The sequence below is a fragment of the Acinetobacter bohemicus ANC 3994 genome, assembly GCF_000367925.1.
In the GTDB taxonomy this organism is placed as follows: Bacteria; Pseudomonadota; Gammaproteobacteria; order Pseudomonadales; family Moraxellaceae; genus Acinetobacter; species Acinetobacter bohemicus.
In genome coordinates, this window is the sequence record NZ_KB849176.1 from 398,854 (window position 1) to 419,446 (window position 20,593).

General features: G+C 38.9%; 13 protein-coding genes and 1 pseudogene. 9 read left to right on the forward strand and 5 right to left on the reverse strand.

Annotation, left to right across the window (positions count from 1 at the left end):
* Nucleotides 1–18: 18 nt before the first annotated feature.
* Nucleotides 19–795, reverse strand: a complete 777-nt coding sequence (locus tag F994_RS14690) for a dioxygenase family protein (RefSeq protein WP_004651358.1) — start codon at nt 793–795, stop codon at nt 19–21.
* Nucleotides 796–996: 201 nt separating this feature from the next.
* Complete coding sequence (gene rlmH, locus F994_RS14695) at nt 997–1,479, reverse strand: 23S rRNA (pseudouridine(1915)-N(3))-methyltransferase RlmH (protein WP_004651360.1); 483 nt, start codon at nt 1,477–1,479, stop codon at nt 997–999.
* A 154-nt stretch (nt 1,480–1,633) separates the two neighbouring features.
* On the opposite strand from rlmH, the gene F994_RS14700 reads away from it, so the two are divergent.
* Nucleotides 1,634–2,593 (forward strand): M28 family peptidase, encoded by a 960-nt coding sequence (locus F994_RS14700; protein ID WP_004651361.1) that lies wholly within the window; start codon nt 1,634–1,636, stop codon nt 2,591–2,593.
* A gap of 532 nt (nt 2,594–3,125) precedes the next feature.
* On the opposite strand, the gene lon is transcribed toward F994_RS14700, so the two are convergent.
* From lon to F994_RS14715, 3 genes are all read right to left on the reverse strand, one after another.
* On the reverse strand, nt 3,126–5,552 hold the full coding sequence (gene lon, locus F994_RS14705; RefSeq protein ID WP_004651362.1) for an endopeptidase La: 2,427 nt from the start codon (nt 5,550–5,552) through the stop codon (nt 3,126–3,128).
* A gap of 146 nt (nt 5,553–5,698) precedes the next feature.
* Complete coding sequence (locus F994_RS14710; protein ID WP_004651363.1) at nt 5,699–6,286, reverse strand: 5-formyltetrahydrofolate cyclo-ligase; 588 nt, start codon at nt 6,284–6,286, stop codon at nt 5,699–5,701.
* Between the two features lie 50 nt (nt 6,287–6,336).
* Nucleotides 6,337–6,717, reverse strand: coding sequence for a MerR family transcriptional regulator (locus tag F994_RS14715; protein ID WP_004651364.1), 381 nt, complete (start codon nt 6,715–6,717; stop codon nt 6,337–6,339).
* An 84-nt stretch (nt 6,718–6,801) separates the two neighbouring features.
* Between F994_RS14715 and F994_RS14720 the strand changes: the two genes are divergently transcribed.
* The 8 genes and pseudogenes from F994_RS14720 (at nt 6,802) to cas6f (ending at nt 20,373) form a co-directional block, all read left to right on the forward strand.
* Nucleotides 6,802–9,672 (forward strand): heavy metal translocating P-type ATPase, encoded by a 2,871-nt coding sequence (locus F994_RS14720; RefSeq protein WP_004651365.1) that lies wholly within the window; start codon nt 6,802–6,804, stop codon nt 9,670–9,672.
* Nucleotides 9,673–10,227: 555 nt separating this feature from the next.
* The gene (locus F994_RS14725) at nt 10,228–11,928 is read left to right on the forward strand and encodes an NAD-dependent malic enzyme (protein WP_004651366.1); all 1,701 of its coding nucleotides are present in this window, start codon (nt 10,228–10,230) and stop codon (nt 11,926–11,928) included.
* Nucleotides 11,929–12,218: 290 nt separating this feature from the next.
* Nucleotides 12,219–13,178, forward strand: coding sequence for a type I-F CRISPR-associated endonuclease Cas1f (cas1f, locus tag F994_RS14730; RefSeq protein WP_004651367.1), 960 nt, complete (start codon nt 12,219–12,221; stop codon nt 13,176–13,178).
* A pseudogene (gene cas3f, locus F994_RS14735) lies at nt 13,175–16,565 on the forward strand (type I-F CRISPR-associated helicase Cas3f). The gene cas1f and the pseudogene cas3f overlap by 4 nt, the downstream one beginning before the upstream one ends.
* A gap of 18 nt (nt 16,566–16,583) precedes the next feature.
* The gene (gene csy1 / locus F994_RS14740; protein WP_004651370.1) at nt 16,584–17,834 is read left to right on the forward strand and encodes a type I-F CRISPR-associated protein Csy1; all 1,251 of its coding nucleotides are present in this window, start codon (nt 16,584–16,586) and stop codon (nt 17,832–17,834) included.
* Nucleotides 17,834–18,724, forward strand: a complete 891-nt coding sequence (gene csy2 / locus F994_RS14745; protein ID WP_004651372.1) for a type I-F CRISPR-associated protein Csy2 — start codon at nt 17,834–17,836, stop codon at nt 18,722–18,724. Before csy1 ends, csy2 begins: the two co-directional genes overlap by 1 nt.
* Before the next feature lie 24 nt (nt 18,725–18,748).
* The gene (gene csy3, locus F994_RS14750; RefSeq protein ID WP_004651373.1) at nt 18,749–19,762 is read left to right on the forward strand and encodes a type I-F CRISPR-associated protein Csy3; all 1,014 of its coding nucleotides are present in this window, start codon (nt 18,749–18,751) and stop codon (nt 19,760–19,762) included.
* Between the two features lie 2 nt (nt 19,763–19,764).
* On the forward strand, nt 19,765–20,373 hold the full coding sequence (gene cas6f / locus F994_RS14755) for a type I-F CRISPR-associated endoribonuclease Cas6/Csy4 (RefSeq protein ID WP_004651374.1): 609 nt from the start codon (nt 19,765–19,767) through the stop codon (nt 20,371–20,373).
* Nucleotides 20,374–20,593: the final 220 nt, after the last annotated feature.

The following is a 20,593-nucleotide window of genomic DNA, read 5'->3' on the forward strand; positions in this document are numbered from 1 at the left end:
TTGATAAAAAGTTATGAATCAATCAAAACGATAGATATCCATACCCAGTGAACCCATACTAAAACTACTATGGACAATGTTGAAGCGATGACCTGTTCCCATTGCAAAGAACAGTGGGGCAAAGTGTTCTAAGGTTGGATGATTGCGTTGTACATAGGGAATCGTTTGCCAATCCAGCACAGCATCATAATTTTGATGAGCAAGTTTACTCACGACATAATTACGGAAACTGGATGCCCATACCGGGACTTCGGTCGGTTCACCACGCCAAGCTAACTCAGCTAAGTTATGAGTGATACTACCCGAACCAATAATTAACACTTGTTTTTCACGTAGTGGGGCAAGTGTCTGACCAATTTTATAAAGATCTTCAGCAGGCCAGTTCATCGGTAGTGAAATTTCCACCACAGGAATATCTGCATCAGGATACATATGCAGCAGGGGCATCCACACGCCATGATCACGCGGACGGGTACTATTGGCATGAGCCGCTAAACCTGCATTTGCTAAAAGATTCAAAATTTCTTCAGCAAGTTCTGGTTGACCCGGTGCAGGGTAACGGATGTCATAAAGTTCAGCGGGAAAACCACGGAAATCATGCCAAGTTTCGGCCCGTACACTGGTGCTTACTTCAAGTGAGTTACTTTCCCAGTGTGCAGACATGACAATAATGGCTTGCGGTTTAGGCAGATTCAGGCTGAGCCGATGTAATGCAGGACCCACTTGTTCTGGATTAAGCGCAAGCATGGGAGAGCCATGTGAAATAAATAAACCGGGTAAAGTTTGTAAATTCATGATGATGCGCCTAATTCAAATCATATTGACTAAAACAATGATGCCAAAATTACCCTATAGACGAAATAGAGTTTATTTCAACAGGTCGTTGCATAAACAGAACAGTAAAAATAGTCTTACTCATTTTTATCAAAATTGTTCGATGGTCTTTACCATAATTTCAGTTTGATAAAAATTCAAGGAAGGATTCAGCAGGTGCATTTAACCCGCCCGATGATAAGGATGATTGTGATTGATGGTCATTGCGCGGTATAACTGCTCGATCAGCATCACTCGAACCATAGGGTGAGGCAAAGTGAGCTTAGACAACGACCAGTGCCATGCAGCTGCTTTACGCACTGCTTCCGAGTGACCATCTGGTCCGCCAATGGCTAACACCACATCATTGCCTTCAAGCATCCATTCTTTCATGGTTGCAGCCAGTTTTTCAGTGCTAAATTCTTTGCCACCCACTTCAAGTGCAATCAGGATTTCATTCTGCTTTACTGCATTTAAAATGCTGTCACCTTCAATTTGACGATATTTTAAGATATCGGCTTCAGAATCATTTTTCCCGCGTTTGGCCATGGGTAATTCAATAATTTGAGTTTGCACAAAAGGTTGGATACGCTTGAAGTAATCTTCAAAACCAGTGAGTACCCAAGCAGGCATTTTTTGACCGATGGTAATAATACGGATTTTCATAAGATTCGATGGTTTGAGAGTCTGCACTATTATAAGCACTAAAATAGTTTTTACTTATTTTGAGCAACAAATTGAAATTGAAAGTTAGTATGTGATGCTGTTTTAATCATGAATAATGGAGTAAATATAAATAAAAAACATGGATGAAGAATAAATGAGAGCAAAAAAAAATCAAAATATAGGCTTATGCTTGGGCACATTTCTTTTCTCTATTTTTTTCACTGCTTCAACATGGGCAGCACCTAACATGACGGCAGCGAGCACGAATAATTTAAAAGTCTATTTGGAACAAATTATTGGCAATGACAGCTATCGTAATTATAAAAATATAGAAGAATTACAGCGTGTTTCTGCATGGATTAAAGAACAAATGCGCTTGTTTGGTATTCCATGTCAATATCAAAACTATTCGGTCAATAGTTTAGGTTATCGCAATGTGGTGTGTACTTTAAATGCGGGTCATGCGGATAAAGTGATTGTTGGTGCGCACTACGATGTCTTTGGCGAACAGCAGGGTGCTGATGATAATGCTTCGGGTGTAGCGGGAGTGATTGAGACCGCACGTATTCTTGCGCAACAGAAATCCCAACTCACGCAAAATATAGAATTTGTATTTTATACCTTACAAGAACCACCATTTTTCAAAACCGAGCAGATGGGCAGTTATATTCATGCTAAATCGGTGCAAACACAAAAGGATCAAATTCAAGGTGTATATATTTTAGATATGATTGGTTACTTTGATGAAAAATTGGTGCAAGACTATCCAGTCGGTTTGAAATGGGTGTATCCGAATCATGCGAATTATATTGCTGCAGTGAGCAATGTACAGTCTTATGATTTGGGCGCGAAATACTGTGAAGAAATGCGAACACTGAACCGTTTAGAGTGTCAAAGATTGGTTGCACCGTCTTTTGTGTCAGGAATGGAGTTCTCAGATCATCTTAATTATTGGAAGTTTGATATTCCAGCAGTGATGATTACCGATACCGCTTTTTTTCGAAATAAGAATTATCACACTGAAAAAGATACTTTAAAAACGCTGAATATTGGAAAAATGGCCAATGTAATTGATGGGTTAGTGAATAATTTAATGATGCCATCTGGGCAATAGATAACTTGCATAAATCAAAAAAATTTCAATATTGGATTGTTTAAAATCAGCACTGCCTCATTTTATTGATTCAATTTTTATGCCTTTGCGTAGGCATTATCCCTACTTTTGAAAGGTCAAAAGTAGGCAAAAACCTTTTGTTTCCCATACACTACATCCCTGTCGTGATGGGAAACGTGTGGCATCCATGCCACACTCATGAATCTAATATCTGCTAAAATTTACTTTTGGCTTTACGAATTACTTGTATTGATTAAAAAATGATTTATAAAAGAAGTTTAATAAAAAACGCAGTCCACTAAGAAAAATTGGACTGCGATCAAAAGATCATCTACCTGGAGATGTAGATGACCATTCACATAACAGCTAAAATAGAAGCTTACAGCGCATCTGTATTTCTATATTTGTGTTTCTATAATAAAGAAATGAGGTCAAGCACTTGGTTTTTCAAGTTTGCTATATATTTCTAATATAGCAAACTAAGCGCATAAAAAAAGAGAGCCGAAGCTCTCTTTTTTGTATCAAATTACCATTAATGACGTGCAGCTTTGCTTTCAGCAGCCGGTTTTACAATCGGATTTTTAGGCAAAGGTTTTGGCATTTCGGTTAAAGCCAATGGCAAGATATCATCGATACTTTTCACCGCTTTAATTTCTAAACCAGCTTTGACATTGTCTGGAATTTCCACCAGATCACGTACATTTTCTTGTGGAATAAAGACTAATTTAATGCCGCCACGGTGTGCTGCAAGCAGTTTCTCTTTTAAGCCACCAATACGCATGGCACGACCACCTAAATTGGTTTCACCTGTCATTGCAATATCAGCACGAACAGGAATTCCTGTGAAGGCAGAAACCAAAGCTGTGGTTAATGCCAAACCAGCAGATGGACCATCTTTCGGTGTTGCACCTTCTGGTAAATGCACGTGAATATCGGTTTCTTCAAATCGTGCAGCTTCAATACCCAGTGCATCTGCACGAGTACGTACCACCGTCATTGCAGCGGTAATCGATTCTTTCATGACATCGCCGAGTGAACCCGTTGTGATGAATTTACCTTTACCTTTTACTGCTGCCACTTCAATCGACAGTAATTCACCACCGACAGAAGTCCAAGCTAAACCATTGACACGACCAACTTCTGCTTCTTCTTCTGCCATACCATAGTCGAACTTATGTACGCCTAGATAATCGGATAGGTTTTCCGCAGTGATATCGATATGCAAGTTTTTGGCTTTTTTGCTGACCGCTTCTTTTACAACTTTACGGGCAATTTTTGAGACTTCACGTTCAAGGCTACGTACACCGGCTTCGCGTGTATAACGACGCACGATGTCACGAATCGCTTCTTCATGAATAGTCAATTCTTTGCCGCGTAAACCATTGTCCTTAATTGCTTTAGGCACAAGATAACGGTCTGCAATATTAACTTTTTCTTCTTCGGTATAACCTGGAAGACGAATCACTTCCATACGGTCAAGCAACGCTTCTGGAATATTCATGCTGTTTGCAGTACAGATAAACATCACTTCAGACAGGTCAAGATCAAGATCTAAATAGTGATCGTTAAACTTGCTGTTTTGCGATGGATCCAGTACTTCAAGCAATGCAGAAGCAGGGTCGCCGCGGTAATCCTGCGCCATCTTGTCAATTTCATCGAGCAAGAACAATGGATTCTTCACACCGACTTTGGTTAAAGATTGCACAATTTTGCCCGGCATCGCACCAATATAAGTACGACGGTGACCACGGATTTCCGCTTCATCACGCACGCCGCCTAAAGCCATGCGGACAAATTCACGACCTGTGGCTTTGGCAACCGATTCACCGAGTGACGTTTTACCCACCCCTGGAGGTCCAACTAAGCACAGGATAGGCCCTTTGAGTTTTTTCACACGTGATTGAACGGCTAAGTATTCAACAATGCGTTCTTTAACTTCATCTAGACCATAATGGTCTGCATCTAGAATTTCCTGTGCTTTTGCCAAGTTAATACTCACTTTGCTGGCTTTGTTCCACGGAGTATCTAAAATGGCTTCGATATAGTTGCGAACAACAGCAGCTTCACTTGAAGCAGGTTGCATTGCTTTCAGCTTACGGAATTCTGACTCTGCTTTTTTACGCACATGTTCAGGTAAATCTGCTTCTTCAAGACGACGTTCAATTTCTGCAACATCATCTTCAGCACCGCCATTCATGTCGGAAAGTTCGCGCTGAATGACCTTCATCTTTTCATTGAGGAAGTATTCGCGTTGGTTTTTTTCCATCTGACGTTTTACCGAGTCATGCAAGGTTTGCTCAATCTGTTGTTCTTCAGATTGCTGCAACAGATAAGTCATTAACTCTTGTAAGTGAGCTTCAAAATCATCGTGTTCTAAGAACTTTTGTTTGATATCAATGTTTAAAGGCACACGGGTTGCGACAAAGAACACCAGTTGCAATAAATCATCAATTTTATTGGCAGCAGTAATCAATTCACGTGCATTACGTAATTTTGCTTCTGCATATTGTGCAAATAAAGTGCGCAGTTCTTGTACACGTGTTTCTTGAGATTCAGCTTTAATGTTGACTGTCATTGGGCTAATTGCATGTTCAGCCGATAAATATTCATCATTGTCGATGATTTTTACCAGTTTAGAACGATGTAATCCCTCAATTAATACTTTGATACAGTTTTCATCATTTTCATGATTCACAACTTGCACAATCTTTGCGACAGTACCGTATTGATATAGGTTGTCGTGATCAATTTCTTCTGTAAGCGAATCTTGTTGCGCAACAACAAATACGAGATTGTCACTGTTACGAGCCACGTCAACTGCTTTGATCGATTTTTCACGACCTACAAATAACGCAATTTGCATGTGTGGATAAACCACCACATCTCGTAGCGCTAAAAGCGGTAATACGCTTGGAACCTGTGGTTCTAAGGTTTCTTGATTCATAATAATTTCAGACATGGGCACTCCTAATGAGTAACAATGGTGTTGCCATATTTTTATAGTGATGTGTATTTCAAAAATTACAAGGGGAGCTGCACATAAATTGTATGATAAATGCTTAAATAATTGATTTAATGCTTATAACAACAGTCAAAAATGCCAAATTAGCGTTTAAACAACCGCATGTGTAAGGGCGTGATAAGTACATCGAGTGGCTGATCCCAAACCTGACGCGGAAGTCGCTCTTGTACCAGTTGAAAGTCATGTGCAATGCCTAAGCGCAAAGGCTTGTTTGGCGCACTGGCAAGGGTTTTATCATAAAAACCGCCACCCATTCCAATCCGTGTCCCGTAAACGTCACATGCCAGTAAAGGCATGATCAGTACATCCAGTTTTGAGACATGCATTGCGCGGCTTGCCATCGGTTCTTGCATGCCCAGAGGATGATGTGAAAAGCGTTTGTTGCGATATTGTTGTTTTGAAATTTTGACCCAGTGCAATTGCTGATTCATGCTGCAAATCATGGGTAAATAGACTTGTTTATGCTGTGCGAAGCAATATTCAATCATGTGCTGGGTTTGAATTTCGCCAAAAGCATGTAAATAAATACCGACACGTTTTGCCTGTTGTAGCTGTGGAAAATGACGTAAGCGATGCAAGATTTGGCTGGAGGAAGATTGTTGTTGGAATTTATCGACTTGTTTGCGCTTGGTTTTAAGTTGTTGTCGTAGTGATTTTAAGTCGATAGACATAAGCCGTTGGTCCTAAACGCAAAGATCAAGTGTAAAGTAAGGGTGTAAGTTTAACTGTTTTTAAGTTCTTTCAATATTGGACAGCAGTTATTATTGGCTGTTTTACATTCATCAATCCACGTTGCAAGGCGTTGTTTTAAGCTATTGAGTTCTTGAATCCGTTGGTCAATTTTGTCCAGACGTTGTTGTATAACATGGCGGACTTGCTCGCGGTCTTCAAGTTGTAGCTGTAATAACTCCTGAATTTCACTGAGCTGTAAACCCGCATCTTTAGCCTTTTGAATAAAGCTTAAAGTTTCAATATCTTGGCTATTATAATAACGATAACTTTGAGTGGTTTCAGGCACGCGCATTAAGCCAATGCGTTGATAATAACGAATGGTTTCGACATTGACCTGACATTGTTTAGCCAGTTTTCCAATGGTGAGCATAAAAGTATCCTCAATATGACTTGACTCTGTACCTAGGTACAGACTTTATGCTAGCACAATTGAATAATTAAATGGGTAAGTCTGATGAGTGAACAAGCTAAATCTTCTTGCTGTACAAAACAACAATCGAGTTTGGAATGGGTCAAAGTAGATCCTGTTTGCGGGATGAAAGTCACCGATTTGTCTAAACCTAATATTGACTATAAAGGGCAGCGTTATTATTTCTGCTGTAGTGGTTGTTTAAATAAATTTGAGCTAGATCCTGAACAATATCTGCTGTCAGCTGCGGTCAATGAACCGAAAAAAACCGGTTGTGGCTGTGCTTCAAAAGCTAAAACTGAAGAAAAAACGACTTCATGCTGTGCGCCTCAAGATCAACAAGCTGTGGCGCAATCATCGGGCTGTTGTGCTGGAAGTAAACCGAAAACAGCAGTTCAATCCATTGAAACGGTGGTTGATCCCGTTTGTGGTATGCAGGTTAAAACTGATGCTCAATATCACAGTACCTATCAAGGCAAAGACTATTATTTTTGTTCTGAACGCTGTTTAAACAAGTTTAATATCGCACCTGAACAATATGTGGTTTCAAAGACTCAAAGCTCTTCATGCTGTGGTACTTCAACACCACCAGAACCGAAAAAACAGTCATCGTGTTGTGCGGGTGGTCATTCTGCAAATTCTTCAGGACAAACAGAAATAGATCCTGTCTGTAGCATGTCGGTAGACACATCAACCGATTTAAAAACGGATTATCAAGACAAAACCTATTACTTCTGTAATCCAGCTTGTTTGGATAAATTTAAACATGATCCTGAATTTTATTTAATTCCACTGGATGAGCGTCCTGTACCAGAAGGTGCGGCGGATATGGATTATACTTGTCCGATGGACCCTGAAATTGTACAAAAAGGCCCGGGGACTTGCCCGATTTGTGGTATGGCTTTAGAGCCAATGCAACCGACTTTAGATGATGCACCGAACCCTGAACTGGTGGATTTTAGCCATCGTTTTTGGATCACGTTGCCTTTGACCTTAATTGTTTTTGTATTGGCCATGGGTTCGCATATTCATGCCTTTATTCCACAGCATATTCAACCGTGGATTGAATTGGTGCTTTCTATTCCTGTGGTGCTTTGGGCGGGTAAACCCATTATTGAGCGCTGCTGGACATCTTATAAAACTCGTAACTTAAACATGTGGAGTCTGATTGGTGTTGGGGTGTTAGCAGCCTTTATTTATAGTGTGGTTGCGACCGTTTTTCCCTCTCTTATTCCGATGGAAGCCAAAACAGGTCATGGCGTAGCGGTGTATTTTGAAGCGGCCTGTATGATTGTTTCTTTAAGTTTGCTTGGGCAAATGATGGAACTTAAAGCCCGTGCCAAAACAGCTGATTCATTAAAGTCATTGCTGCGATTGCAATCTAATACTGCAAAACTGTTGCAGAACGACCAAGTGGTCGAAGTTGATATTGGCATGGTGAAACAAGGCGATATTCTGCAAATTTCATCGGGTGAGCAAATTCCACTAGACGGTATTGTGGTTGAAGGCAAAACCTATGTCGATGAAGCGATGATGACGGGTGAGCCAGTCCCAGTCAAAAAAGAGTTAGGTGACTCAGTCATTGGCGGAACGGTGAATCAGCAGGGCAGTATTCGTATTCAAACCACAGCAGTAGGTGCAAATACCACACTAGCCAAAATGATTCAAACGGTGGCAGAAGCCCAGCGTTCTAAAGCGCCGTTACAACGACTTGCCGATGTGTTTGCTAAATATTTTGTGGTTACCGTACTGGTCATTAGTGTACTGACGTTTATTGCGTGGATGGTCTTTGGTGGCGCGCAATTTGATTTGGCGCTGATGTGTGCCGTGGCTGTGCTGATTATTGCTTGTCCGTGTGCTTTAGGTTTGGCAACACCCATGTCGGTGATGGCAACCACGGGACGAGCTGCACAAAAAGGCGTACTGTTTAAAGATGCCGAAGCGATTGAAGCTTTAAGTAAAGTCAATACATTGGTGATTGATAAAACAGGAACATTGACTGAAGGCAAGCCAAGCCTAAAAGAAATTCAATTATTGTCCGATCAGGTGACACAAGCTCAGGCTGAACAGTGGATTGCATCTATTGAACAGTATTCGACGCATCCTATTGCACAGACTTTGACGAAACTGGTTGCGGCAACTGAACTGCTTAAAGTTAATGATTTTGAAGATGTCACGGGCTTTGGCGTAAGAGGTCAGATCAGTGAGCAAATGCTGTATGTCGGCAGTCAAAAGCTACTCGATCAATTGGGTTTAAACTTAAAAGAGTCTGTTCAGGCTCAGTTGCAACAACAACGTGCCAAAGGCAATGTGATTAGTTTCTTGGCCAATGAGCAGGATGTTTTGGCTTATATTTCGATTCATGACGCAGTTAAACCCAATGCGCATCAAGTGATTGCGCAATTGATTGCCGATGGTGTGGATGTTGTCATGGCAACCGGTGATCACGAACAAAATGCAAAATTAGTGGCAGCAGAGCTGGGTATTCAGCATGTCTACGGCAACTGTACACCGACTGAAAAATTAGACATTGTGAAAAGATATCAAGCACAAGGTAAAATTGTGGCCATGGCAGGCGATGGTATCAATGATGCACCTGCACTTGCTCAAGCCAATATTGGGATTGCAATGGGTAATGGAACAGATATTGCCAAACAGACGGCACAAATTACTTTGGTCAAAGGTGATATTCGTGGGGTGGCGGATGCCATTCACATGGCCAAACTGGGTGTCAAAAACATGAAACAGAATTTGGCATTTTCATTTGTTTATAACGGTTTAGGTGTGCCTGTGGCAGCGGGTATTTTCTATCCATTGACAGGTTTGTTATTGACCCCGATGTTGGCTGCTGTTGCCATGTCACTGAGTTCATTATCTGTGGTGATTAATGCTTTAAGGCTGCAAAAGTCTAAATAGTTCTAAATCAGTTTCAACAGCTCAAATAGGCTGCGATACCCAAGATACATATCTTGGGTATTTTTTTAGTGTAAAAGCAGGAACTAAAATGAAATAAAGCAATTTATGAAATAGGTTATACACATGAAAAAAGATGCTCATAAACACAGCGGATGCTAAATAAGAAAAAGGCCTAAAATGTCGCTGAATATGATTTTACAATTTTATCAATTAATCAATTTTTAAGCATAGAAACTTAATGCACTACAGTGGTGCAATTATTATAAATTTTGGAAATGTATGTAAGTAAATTTATCACGGCTTTAAATGACGATTAAAAAGCTTAAAATAAACGCAAAAATTTATTCGAAAGCATCAGTTTTTTTATTGACCTAGATATATTGAATTGAAAAAGCAGATTTTTTTATCTTTATTATATTAAAAAATTGTTTGTGTATTGGTATCAAATTTAAAAATATACCATCACGGTAAAATCGGGCTAAGCTAGTCGCTTGTGAAGATATGATATACATTTTTCTGTATACCATCTTCATGACCTTTGAAATGAGATAGGAAATGACGACAGATAACTTGGTGATTAAACAACCTTTATATATTCCTTATGCAGGAAATACGCTTTTAGAACTTCCGTTGTTAAATAAAGGCTCTGCGTTTACCGAACAAGAGCGCAGTAAATTTAATTTACATGGTCTAATTCCGCATGTCATTGAAACTATTGAGGAACAAAGTCATCGTTCATATCAGCAATATTGCTCATTTAACGATGCCATCAATAAACATATTTACTTGCGTAATATTCAAGATACCAACGAAACCCTGTTTTATCATCTACTTGAAAATCATTTAAGTGAAATGATGCCGATTATTTACACCCCAACGGTGGGTGAGGCATGTCAGCAATTTTCGGATATTTACCGCCGTCACCGCGGGATCTTCATCTCTTATCCTGATCGCGATCATATTGAGGACATTTTGCATAACGTCAATCGTAAAAACGTCAAAGTGATTGTGATTACAGATGGCGAACGTATTTTAGGTTTAGGCGATCAGGGCATCGGCGGCATGGGCATTCCGATTGGTAAGCTTTCCCTGTATACCGCTTGTGGCGGCATTAGCCCTGCGTATACTTTACCGATCACCTTAGATGTCGGCACCAATAACCAGCAGTTGTTAAATGATCCCATTTATTTAGGCTGGAATCAGCCACGCATTAGTGGTGATGAATATTATGATTTTGTTGACGATGTGATTGCTGCGATTCAGCGTCGCTGGCCAGATGCATTGATTCAGTTTGAAGATTTTGCGCAAAAAAATGCCATGCCATTGCTGAATAAGTACCGCGACAAAATTTGCTGTTTTAATGATGATATTCAAGGCACAGCAGCTGTTTCAGTGGGTAGCTTAATTGCAGCCTCACATGCCGCAGGCAAACAACTAAAAGATCAGACCGTTGCCTTTTTAGGTGCAGGTTCGGCAGGTTGTGGTATTGCTGAACAAATTGTGGCTCAAATGATGGCCGAAGGCTTAACGGAAGTAGAGGCACGTGCTCGAGTCTATATGGTTGACCGTTTTGGCTTAATTACTGAAAACCAGCCAAACCTACTAGATTTCCAAAGAAAACTAGCGCAAAAGCCTGAAGTGATTGCTGAGTGGGGCAATGCAGAAGAGCTTATTTCTTTACTGGATGTGGTGAAGAATGCCAAACCAACCGTGTTGATTGGGGTTTCGGGTCAACCGGGTCTATTTACAGAAGAGGTGATCCGCACACTGGCTGCCAACTGTGAACGTCCGATTGTTTTGCCATTATCTAACCCGACGTCACGTGTTGAAGCAGTCCCTGCGGATATTATTCAATGGACAGATGGTAAGGCCTTAATTGCGACGGGTAGTCCTTTTGCACCAGTCAATTATCAGGGCAAGATTTATAACATTTCGCAGTGTAATAACTCGTATATTTTCCCGGGTATTGGTTTGGGGGTGATTGCATCCGGCGCCACACGCGTGACCGACAGCATGTTAATGGCATCAAGCAATGCCCTTGCAGATTGTTCACCGAAACTGATTGATCCTGATGCAGATTTGTTGCCTGACATTGATTCCATTCAGCAGGTTTCAAAAATCATTGCGTTAAAAGTGGCACAAGCGGCCATGCAGGCAGGTGTAGCACCGATTGTCAGTAATGAAACTTTAGCAAAAGCCATTGAAGATCATTATTGGAAACCTGAGTATCGCAGTTATAAACGTATTACTTTTTAATATGTGAATAATCTATATTTCCCCAAAAATCTTTTGATGTTGATCAATGAGGTTTTTGGGGTAAATTTCATCAACGGATAAAGTTTGCATTTAGTTCATATTTAAAATTTTTATTGTCATGATGATTGATGCATCTAGAATGTTTTTGGTTTGAAAGTAACGTTAAATTAAATAAACAGCACAGTTGAAATGAAATTATAAAAAACTTTATAAGTATTGTATTTTACTTAAAATATTCATCTAATTTATGTATATTAAATCATCTATCTAAAAATATAAAACATATAAAAATGGAACAACTTAACCCATCAGACTTAAAAGCTATTCTTCATTCTAAACGCGCAAATGTGTATTACCTCGAACATGCACGAGTCATGCAGAAAGATGGTCGTGTTCTGTATTTAACTGAAGCTAAAAATGAAAACCAATACTGGAATATCCCGATTGCCAATACCACGGTTATTTTACTCGGTACAGGTACGTCGATTACTCAGGCAGCGATGCGAATGCTCGCCAGTGCAGGGGTATTGGTTGGTTTTTGTGGTGGAGGTGGAACGCCACTTTTTATGGGCAGTGAAATTGAGTGGATGACACCGAAAAGTGAATACCGACCAACAGAATATATGCAGGGTTGGATGCAATTTTGGTTTGATGATGAAAAACGTTTAGCGGTTGCCAAGCAGTTTCAACATGCGCGTATCGATTTTATACGGAAAGTTTGGGATAAAGACCGTGATTTAAAAGAACAGGGTTTTTATTTGGATGATCGGGATATTCAAACTGCACTGGATGGTTTTGAAAAGAAAATTCCTAATACCACAAAAGTCGGTGATTTGCTTTTGCATGAAGCGGCCATGACCAAACAACTTTATAAAATTGCTGCAACACGCAACAAAATGAGTTTTGAGCGCAATCGTGAACAGGGTGATTTAGCCAATGATTTTCTCAATCACGGTAATTATTTAGCTTATGGATTGGCAGCGACGACACTTTGGGTTTTAGGCATTCCACACGGTTTTGCCGTAATGCATGGCAAAACCCGCCGTGGTGCTTTGGTGTTTGATGTGGCGGATTTGATTAAGGATGCTGTGGTACTTCCGTATGCCTTTATTTGTGCGAAAGAAAAAATGACTGAGCAAGAATTCCGCCAACAAATACTGCAAAAATTTACGGAGCATAAATGTTTAGATTGGATGTTTGATCAGGTGAAGGAAGCCGCTTTATCTTCTAAAAATGGAGATGAAGCATGATTGTGACTTTCGTTAGCCAGTGTGAAAAGAAAGCTTTAGCTCGGACGCGCCGTGTATTGGATGCTTTTGCTGACCGTATTGGCGATAACACATGGCAAACGGTGATTACCGAAGATGGCTTAATTGCAGTTAAAAAACTCTTGCGTAAAACGGTGACGAAAAGCACTGCGGTAAGCTGTCATTGGATTCGGGGCAGACGTCGAAGTGAATTGCTGTGGATTGTGGGGAATCGGAATAAATTTAATATGCAGGGGATTGTGCCTGTGAATACAACAAAGAAAAGTTTGGCACAAAATAAATGGGAAAATGATTGGCACTATTTGCCTCTAATCAAAGCATTGGTAGCAGTTTCTGCTTTACTGCATGACTGGGGCAAAGCAACAGTTTTATTCCAAGAAAAACTACAACCAAAAAGTAAGAATGGTAAAAAGGGTGATCCACTGCGACACGAATGGATTTCATGTTTATTACTTAATGCCTTAGTACAACATTCGGGTGATGTTAAACATGATGGAGCATGGCTAAATTTATTAATTCACCAGAGTTGGAGTGAAGATGCATTAAAACAAACCATTACACAGCATTTAGATCAGTCCAAAGCTTTAGATCAATTGCCACCTATGGGCGCAATTGGTTTCATGGTTAATTGTTTCCCATCACCGTTTGCCTGACTTAAAAGAAGAAGATCGTCGAAAGGCTTATGCATCTACCCCAAAAGAAACACTTCCAAGTTTATTAAAAAGTATTGGTGCAGATTGGGGGTATCAGAATAAATTTGATGAAAATGATTATAAGTCACGTTTAAAACAGTGTTTTGAGTTTGAACAAGGCTTACTCAGTCAATCTACAGAATGGACGAAACAAATCAAAAAATGGTCAGGACGTTTATTGCAAGAATTAAGTCATACTGAACAAATATTTGTGGATGGTAGTTGGCGGGTGATTGTGCATCATGCACGTTTATGTTTGATGCTAGGTGATCATTATTATTCATCTTGTGATGCAGATAAAACGTGGAAAACCAAGCTGACATTAATTGCTAACACGGATCAAAAAACCAAACAGCCAAAACAGTTTTTAGATGAGCATTTGGTCAATGTGAGTAAAAATGCTTTATTGGTGAGTCAATCTTTAAGCCGTTTGGCAGAAGACATGGAACCTGCTTATGATATTCAGAAATTAAAAAAGAAAAGTCCTGATGGTTTTGAGTGGCAAGATCAGGCAGTCAAAAGTATTCAGCAATTTATTCAAAAGAATGAAGGCACTGAAAAGCAAGGTTGGTTTATTGTCAATATGGCAAGTACAGGCAAAGGTAAAACCATTGCCAATGCCAAAATCATGCAGGCACTTTCACCGAATGCTGATTCACTGCGTTATATCCTCGCTTTAGGTTTAAGGACTTTAACTCTACAAACAGGGGATTCTTATCGTCATGACATTGGTTTGGGTAATGATGAGCTTGCAGTTCTGATTGGTTCTAAAGCGGTTCAAGAGTTGCATCATAAAAACACGCAAAAGAAAGATGAAATAGAAAACGATCTTGCCGAGATTGGTTCTGAATCTTTAGAACAACTATTAGATAATGAACTTGATTATGAGTCGATGCCACAAGCCGATTTTATGAATGCATTATTTCCACAAAATCAGGCAGAACGAAATAAAGCATTTTTATATAAGCCTGTTTTGGCTTGTACCATTGACCATATTATGTCTGCTACCGAAACCAAACGTGGTGGAAAATATATTTTGCCATGTTTAAGGTTGTTGTCTTCAGATTTAGTCATTGATGAAGTGGATGATTTTAATGGACAAGATTTAATTGCGATTGCTCGATTAGTTCATTTAACAGGAATGTTGGGACGTAAGGTGATGATTTCATCTGCAACCATTCCACCTGCATTGGTAGAAGGGTTTTTCAATGCTTATCAGCAAGGATGGCAACTGTATTGTGCTTTTAAAAAATTAAAAAATACAGATGTAGTCAGCATGTGGGTCGATGAGTTCAAAGCACAAATACAAACGGTTCCGTTAGCGAATAACCACAATATTATTTTGGATTATGAAAATGCACATGAAAAATTTGTACAAATTCGTGCCAAATTTTTATTAGAACAAGTGGTGAAACATAAGGCATATCTGATTGATTGTGCCGATTTAGTGGTAGAAAAAAACACGCAACAATTAGATGAAAGTGTGCAGACAGAATATTTTAGACGTATTCAACAGCATGTAGAAAAATTACATCATGATCATCATACGATTGATGAAAAGACGGGTAAGAAAGTTTCCTTTGGGGTGATTCGAGTTGCCAATGTTTCACCTTGTGTCGCATTGACCCAATATTTACTTAATGCAGAATGGTCGCCTGATGTGGCTGCTCGTATTATGGCATACCATAGCCGACAAGTTTTATTACTGCGCAGTGAGCAGGAACATCATTTAGACGAAGTGCTAAAACGTAAAGAAAAAATGGGTGAACAGCCCAAAGCATTTTCCAACCTTATGATTCGGCAACATTTAGATTCTACCCAAGCAGACAATGTCATTTTTATTTTAGTGGCGACTCCTGTTGAAGAAGTTGGGCGAGATCATGATTTTGATTGGGCAATTGTGGAGCCATCTTCATATCGTTCGATTATTCAGCTGGCAGGGCGGGTACTTCGGCATCGTAAATTAGAACAGAATATTGAAAAGCCAAATATTGCTTTGCTGCAATATAACTTAAAAGGTTTAAGGAAAGCTGATGTTGCTTTTGAAAAGCCCGGTTTTGAAATTAATTCTGCGAAAGGGAATTTTAAATTAGACACCAAAAATTTTGCTGAATTGGTAGATATCCAGAATATTGAATCAGGCATTAATGCAATTCCTCGCATACAACGTAATTATCCATTGCAACCGACTAAAAAATTAGCTGATTTAGAACATGCTGTCATGGCAGATGCTTTAACGGCTTATGCAAAAGTTGGGGCACAACCGTTAAATGGTTGGCTCACGCAAAAATGGTTTTTAACCGCGCTGCCACAACGTTTTAATGCCTTTAGACAAAGCTCACCGAATATTCAACTGTTTGCCGTTTGGAAAAATGACAAGCTTATATTTTGTGAGAAAGATGATTTCGGTGAGTATATTGAGCGGACAGGTTTTTATCATATTTCTTGTGTTGAACTCAATGATTTAGAGAAAGAAAAACTTTGGCTCAATCGAAATTATGGCGACATTTTGTGTCGTATGGCAATTGAAAAAGATTCAGAAAATGAAGATATTAAGAGTGAAGTAGAAAAATTATCAAAGCGTTACGGAGAAATAATGCTTCCTGAATATGACAGTAACAAAAAGCTGACTTATTCAGAGCAATTGGGTTTAGTCGTTTTGAATAAAGATAAATAATAGGGGGATTAATAGATAATGACAGCAAGTATTGAAGCATTTTTAAATGAACGAAAAGAGCTGTGGCTCAAAGATCGGTTAAAGAAGGCAGAAAATGAAACGGTAATTGCTGAATTACAGCAGCAAGCCAATGAACGGTTTAGTTTACAAGAATGGTTGCCTGATGCGGCTAAGCGAGTCAGTCAACTTTCGATGGTGAGCCATCCAAGTAAATTTAGTCACCCTAGTGCAAAAACATCCAGTGTGATAGTTCAGGCAAAGCATTCAGTCGATGGATATTTACGTAGCGGCAATGTGAATTATCCATTAGATGTTTTTGGTAATGCTGCGGCAATGGATGTCTTCAAATTTTTGTCAGTTAATTTGGATAATGGGCAAACTGTTTTAGATGCCTTTGAAAAACAGGATGAAGATTTAAAGCAATTCATTCAACGTTCCTCTCTGGACTTTGATGTTTTACGCTTAGCTTTTCTCGTGATCAAAGACAATGATACATCAGTAAAAACAGATCATTTAGTCAAGCAGGTTTATTTTCCAATTGGTGAAAAAAACTACCATTTACTTTCGTTACTTACACCATCGGGATTAATCACCAAGTTAAAGCAAAGTATTGATGCAATACGATTTTCAGATGCAACAAAACTGGCAAAAGATCGACGTAAAAAAAATGAACTTGATAAAGTGGGTTATGCCGATATTTATGATTTAACAGTGACGGCTTATGGTGGTACACAACCACAAAATGTCAGTGTATTAAATAGTCAAAATGCAGGACGGGCGTATTTATTATCTAGTGCTCCACCTCAGTTTGAAAAACGTACTATTCGGTTACCGAAGACAGATTTTTTTGCTCAATCTTTATATCGTAAAAACTTTCAGGACAGCTTTTTACAATTGCATAAATTGATGCAGTTGGATGTGAATAATATTGATATTCGTACAGCGATTCGCAACATCATTCAGTTTGTGATTGATCAAGTGATGTTTCAGGCATTTAAAATTAGACAAAGCTATGCTGAAGGATGGTCGAACGAAGATTACTATGCAAGTTTGCCAAAATTACAACGTGTATGGCTGGACGATTTTTATGAAAATGAACGTGAACAAGATGATGAATGGCGTGATGAATTGAGCCGTGAAATTGCACGTTGGATTTTACGAAGTTATGAAAAGTCTATTGAGGGTTCTTTTACGCTTGGAACAGGTGAATTGGTAGAGCTCAAACAACGTGTTGAAAAATCTTTACAACAAACGAAGGAGTTTTTCTAATGCGTAACTTCTTACTTATTCCACATTTAAAAATTCAAAATGCCAATGCTATGAGTAGCCCATATACTATTGGCTTTCCTGCGATGACAGCATGGCTTGGTGCGATACATGCCTTGCAACGAACACTACAGGCTCAAGGTTACACAAATATTGTTTTAGATAAAGTTGCGATAAGTTGTCATCACTTTGATTTACAAACGTATAAGGGGCGAGGGGATTTTGTTCATTCCATTGTAGGAACAGCCAATCCGCTTGATAAAGATGGTAATCGACCTGCTTTTATTGAAGAAGCACGTTGCCACCTTGAAGTTTCACTGTTAATTGAATGCCAAAATTTAGACCCTGATGAAGAAAAACAGTTATTGGCAGATATACAAAAGTTAATTTTGAGTATGAAGTTTGCAAGCGGGGATGTTTTGTCTGCACGTCATTGTGAATTTATTCGCTTTGATGAGGATGCACATTTAGAGGCTGAATTACCGAAAATCACCAAAAGGTTAATGCTGGGTCATGTGCTGATTGAGCGTCGAGACTTGGTCATCGAAAGTATGAATGAAGGTAAAGACGGTCTGGATGCTGTACTTGATTATCTCAAAATTACTCATCGTTCTACACAAGATGAAGATGGCAAAGTTACATGGTCGTCTAAACGAAAAACCACGGGTTGGCTTGTTCCAATTGCAGTTGGCTTTCAGGGGATTTCTGAATTAGGGCAAGCAAAAAATCAGCGTGATGCAAATACACCCCATCGTTTTGCAGAAAGTGTGATTACCTTGGGTGAATTTATCATGCCTTATCGCATAGAAAGTATGGATCAATTGTTATGGCAATATCATGTTGATTTAGAAAATAATTTATACCTTTGTCAAAACTTAACAACAACGATTTAAATCATTTATTAAGGAATAAAATTCATGGCTAAAAATGAAAAAGCAGTTGCAAGTGTCTTAGCATTTGAAAAAAAATTAGTCCCATCTGATGGGTATTTTTATGGGACAAGTTGGGATAATCGTGCTGAACAAACAGCATTGAAGTTAATTGAAAAATCAGTACGTGGTACGATTTCAAACCGTTTAAAACCTGCTGTAGCAGGCGACCCAATGAAGTTAAATGCGGAAGTGGAAAAAGCCAATTTACAAAAAGTAGATGCTTGCTCACTTGGTGAAAGTCAGGACACATTAAAAGTTTCATTTAGCTTAAAAGTGTTGGGTGGCGTAGAAAAACCATCTGCTTGTAATAATGAAACGTTCTTTAAGTCCTATGAAACTGTGGCAAAAGACTATATTCAGCAATATGGTTTTACTGAACTTGCAAAACGCTATGCATTGAATATTGCGAATGGTCGCTTTTTATGGCGTAACCGTGTCGGGGCTGAAAAAGTTGAAGTGGTTGTAACAGCCAATGATCAACCATCAATTACATTTAATGCATTTGAATATTCACTTCATGATTTTGATACAGTTGATAGTCAAGTTCAGGCATTAGCTGACCAAATCGCTGCTGCTTTAAAGGGTGAATTGCCATATTTACTTTTAAAGATTGAAGCTTATGCTCTGGTGGGTAAAGCACAGGAAGTTTATCCAAGTGAAGAACTAGTATTGGATAAAGGTAAAGGCGATAAAAGTAAAATTTTATATCAAGTAAATGATGTCGCGGCAATGCACTCTCAAAAAGTTGGAAATGCACTACGTACGATTGATACGTGGTATCCAGAATTTGAAGATAAACAAATGGCTATTGCAATTGAACCCTATGGTGCAGTAACGAATTTAGGCAAAGCGTACCGTACTCCAAAAGAGAAAAAAGACTTTTTTACACTCTTTGATAAATATGCTTTGGGTGAAAAATTAGAAAATGCTGAACAGGAACACTATGTCATGGCTGTTTTAGTCCGTGGTGGTGTATTCGGTCAAAGTGCTAAGGACTAAATATGAAATATTACCAAGAAATCACGCTGATTGATCAAGCCGAGATTTCATCGTATTTCATTTGGTCAAAGCTCTATACGCAGTTGCATATTGCTTTGGCTGAAATAAAAGATACAAATAATAAGGTGAATATAGGTGTGTCTTTTCCTCAATATCTCTTTGAGAAAAATGATAAAAATTCAAAAGTAAATTTAGGTAAAAAGCTTCGGCTTTTTGCTCAAAATGAAGCTGATTTGAAAAAACTTGATCTTAAAAAATGGTTAGATCGATTAACTGATTATGTTCATATCACTTCTATTCGAGAAGTTCCAGAGAATATAAAAAGTTATGCCATCTATAAACGTAAGCAAGTGAAAACTAATGCGGAACGTTTGGCGCGCCATCGCGTAAAACGCGGTGATATTGGCTTTGATGAGGCTTTGGCTCGTTATAGTAATGTTGTTACAACAACAGATTTACCATATATTCAAATGTTGAGTTTAAGTACATCAGATGAGCAAGATAAAAAACGCTTTAAATTGTTTATAGAAAAGCGAAGTATTGAACAATCTGAAAGTCAGGTTTTTAGTACTTATGGTTTAAGTTCGGAATCTAGTGTTCCTGAATTTTAACCCAATATTTTTTCATTCTTTAACAGTTTAATAAAATCAATGAGTTATAAGGGTGGGTTGAAACTTGGGTCTTTTATAGATTTTTAGTATTAACTCACTGTTATAACTTTATTTTTTGCTATAAAATTACAGTTCACTGCCATGTAGGCAGCTTAGAAACACGGGGCATTTAAATCTTTTAGCCAGTCTTTAGTTCACTGCCATGTAGGCAGCTTAGAAA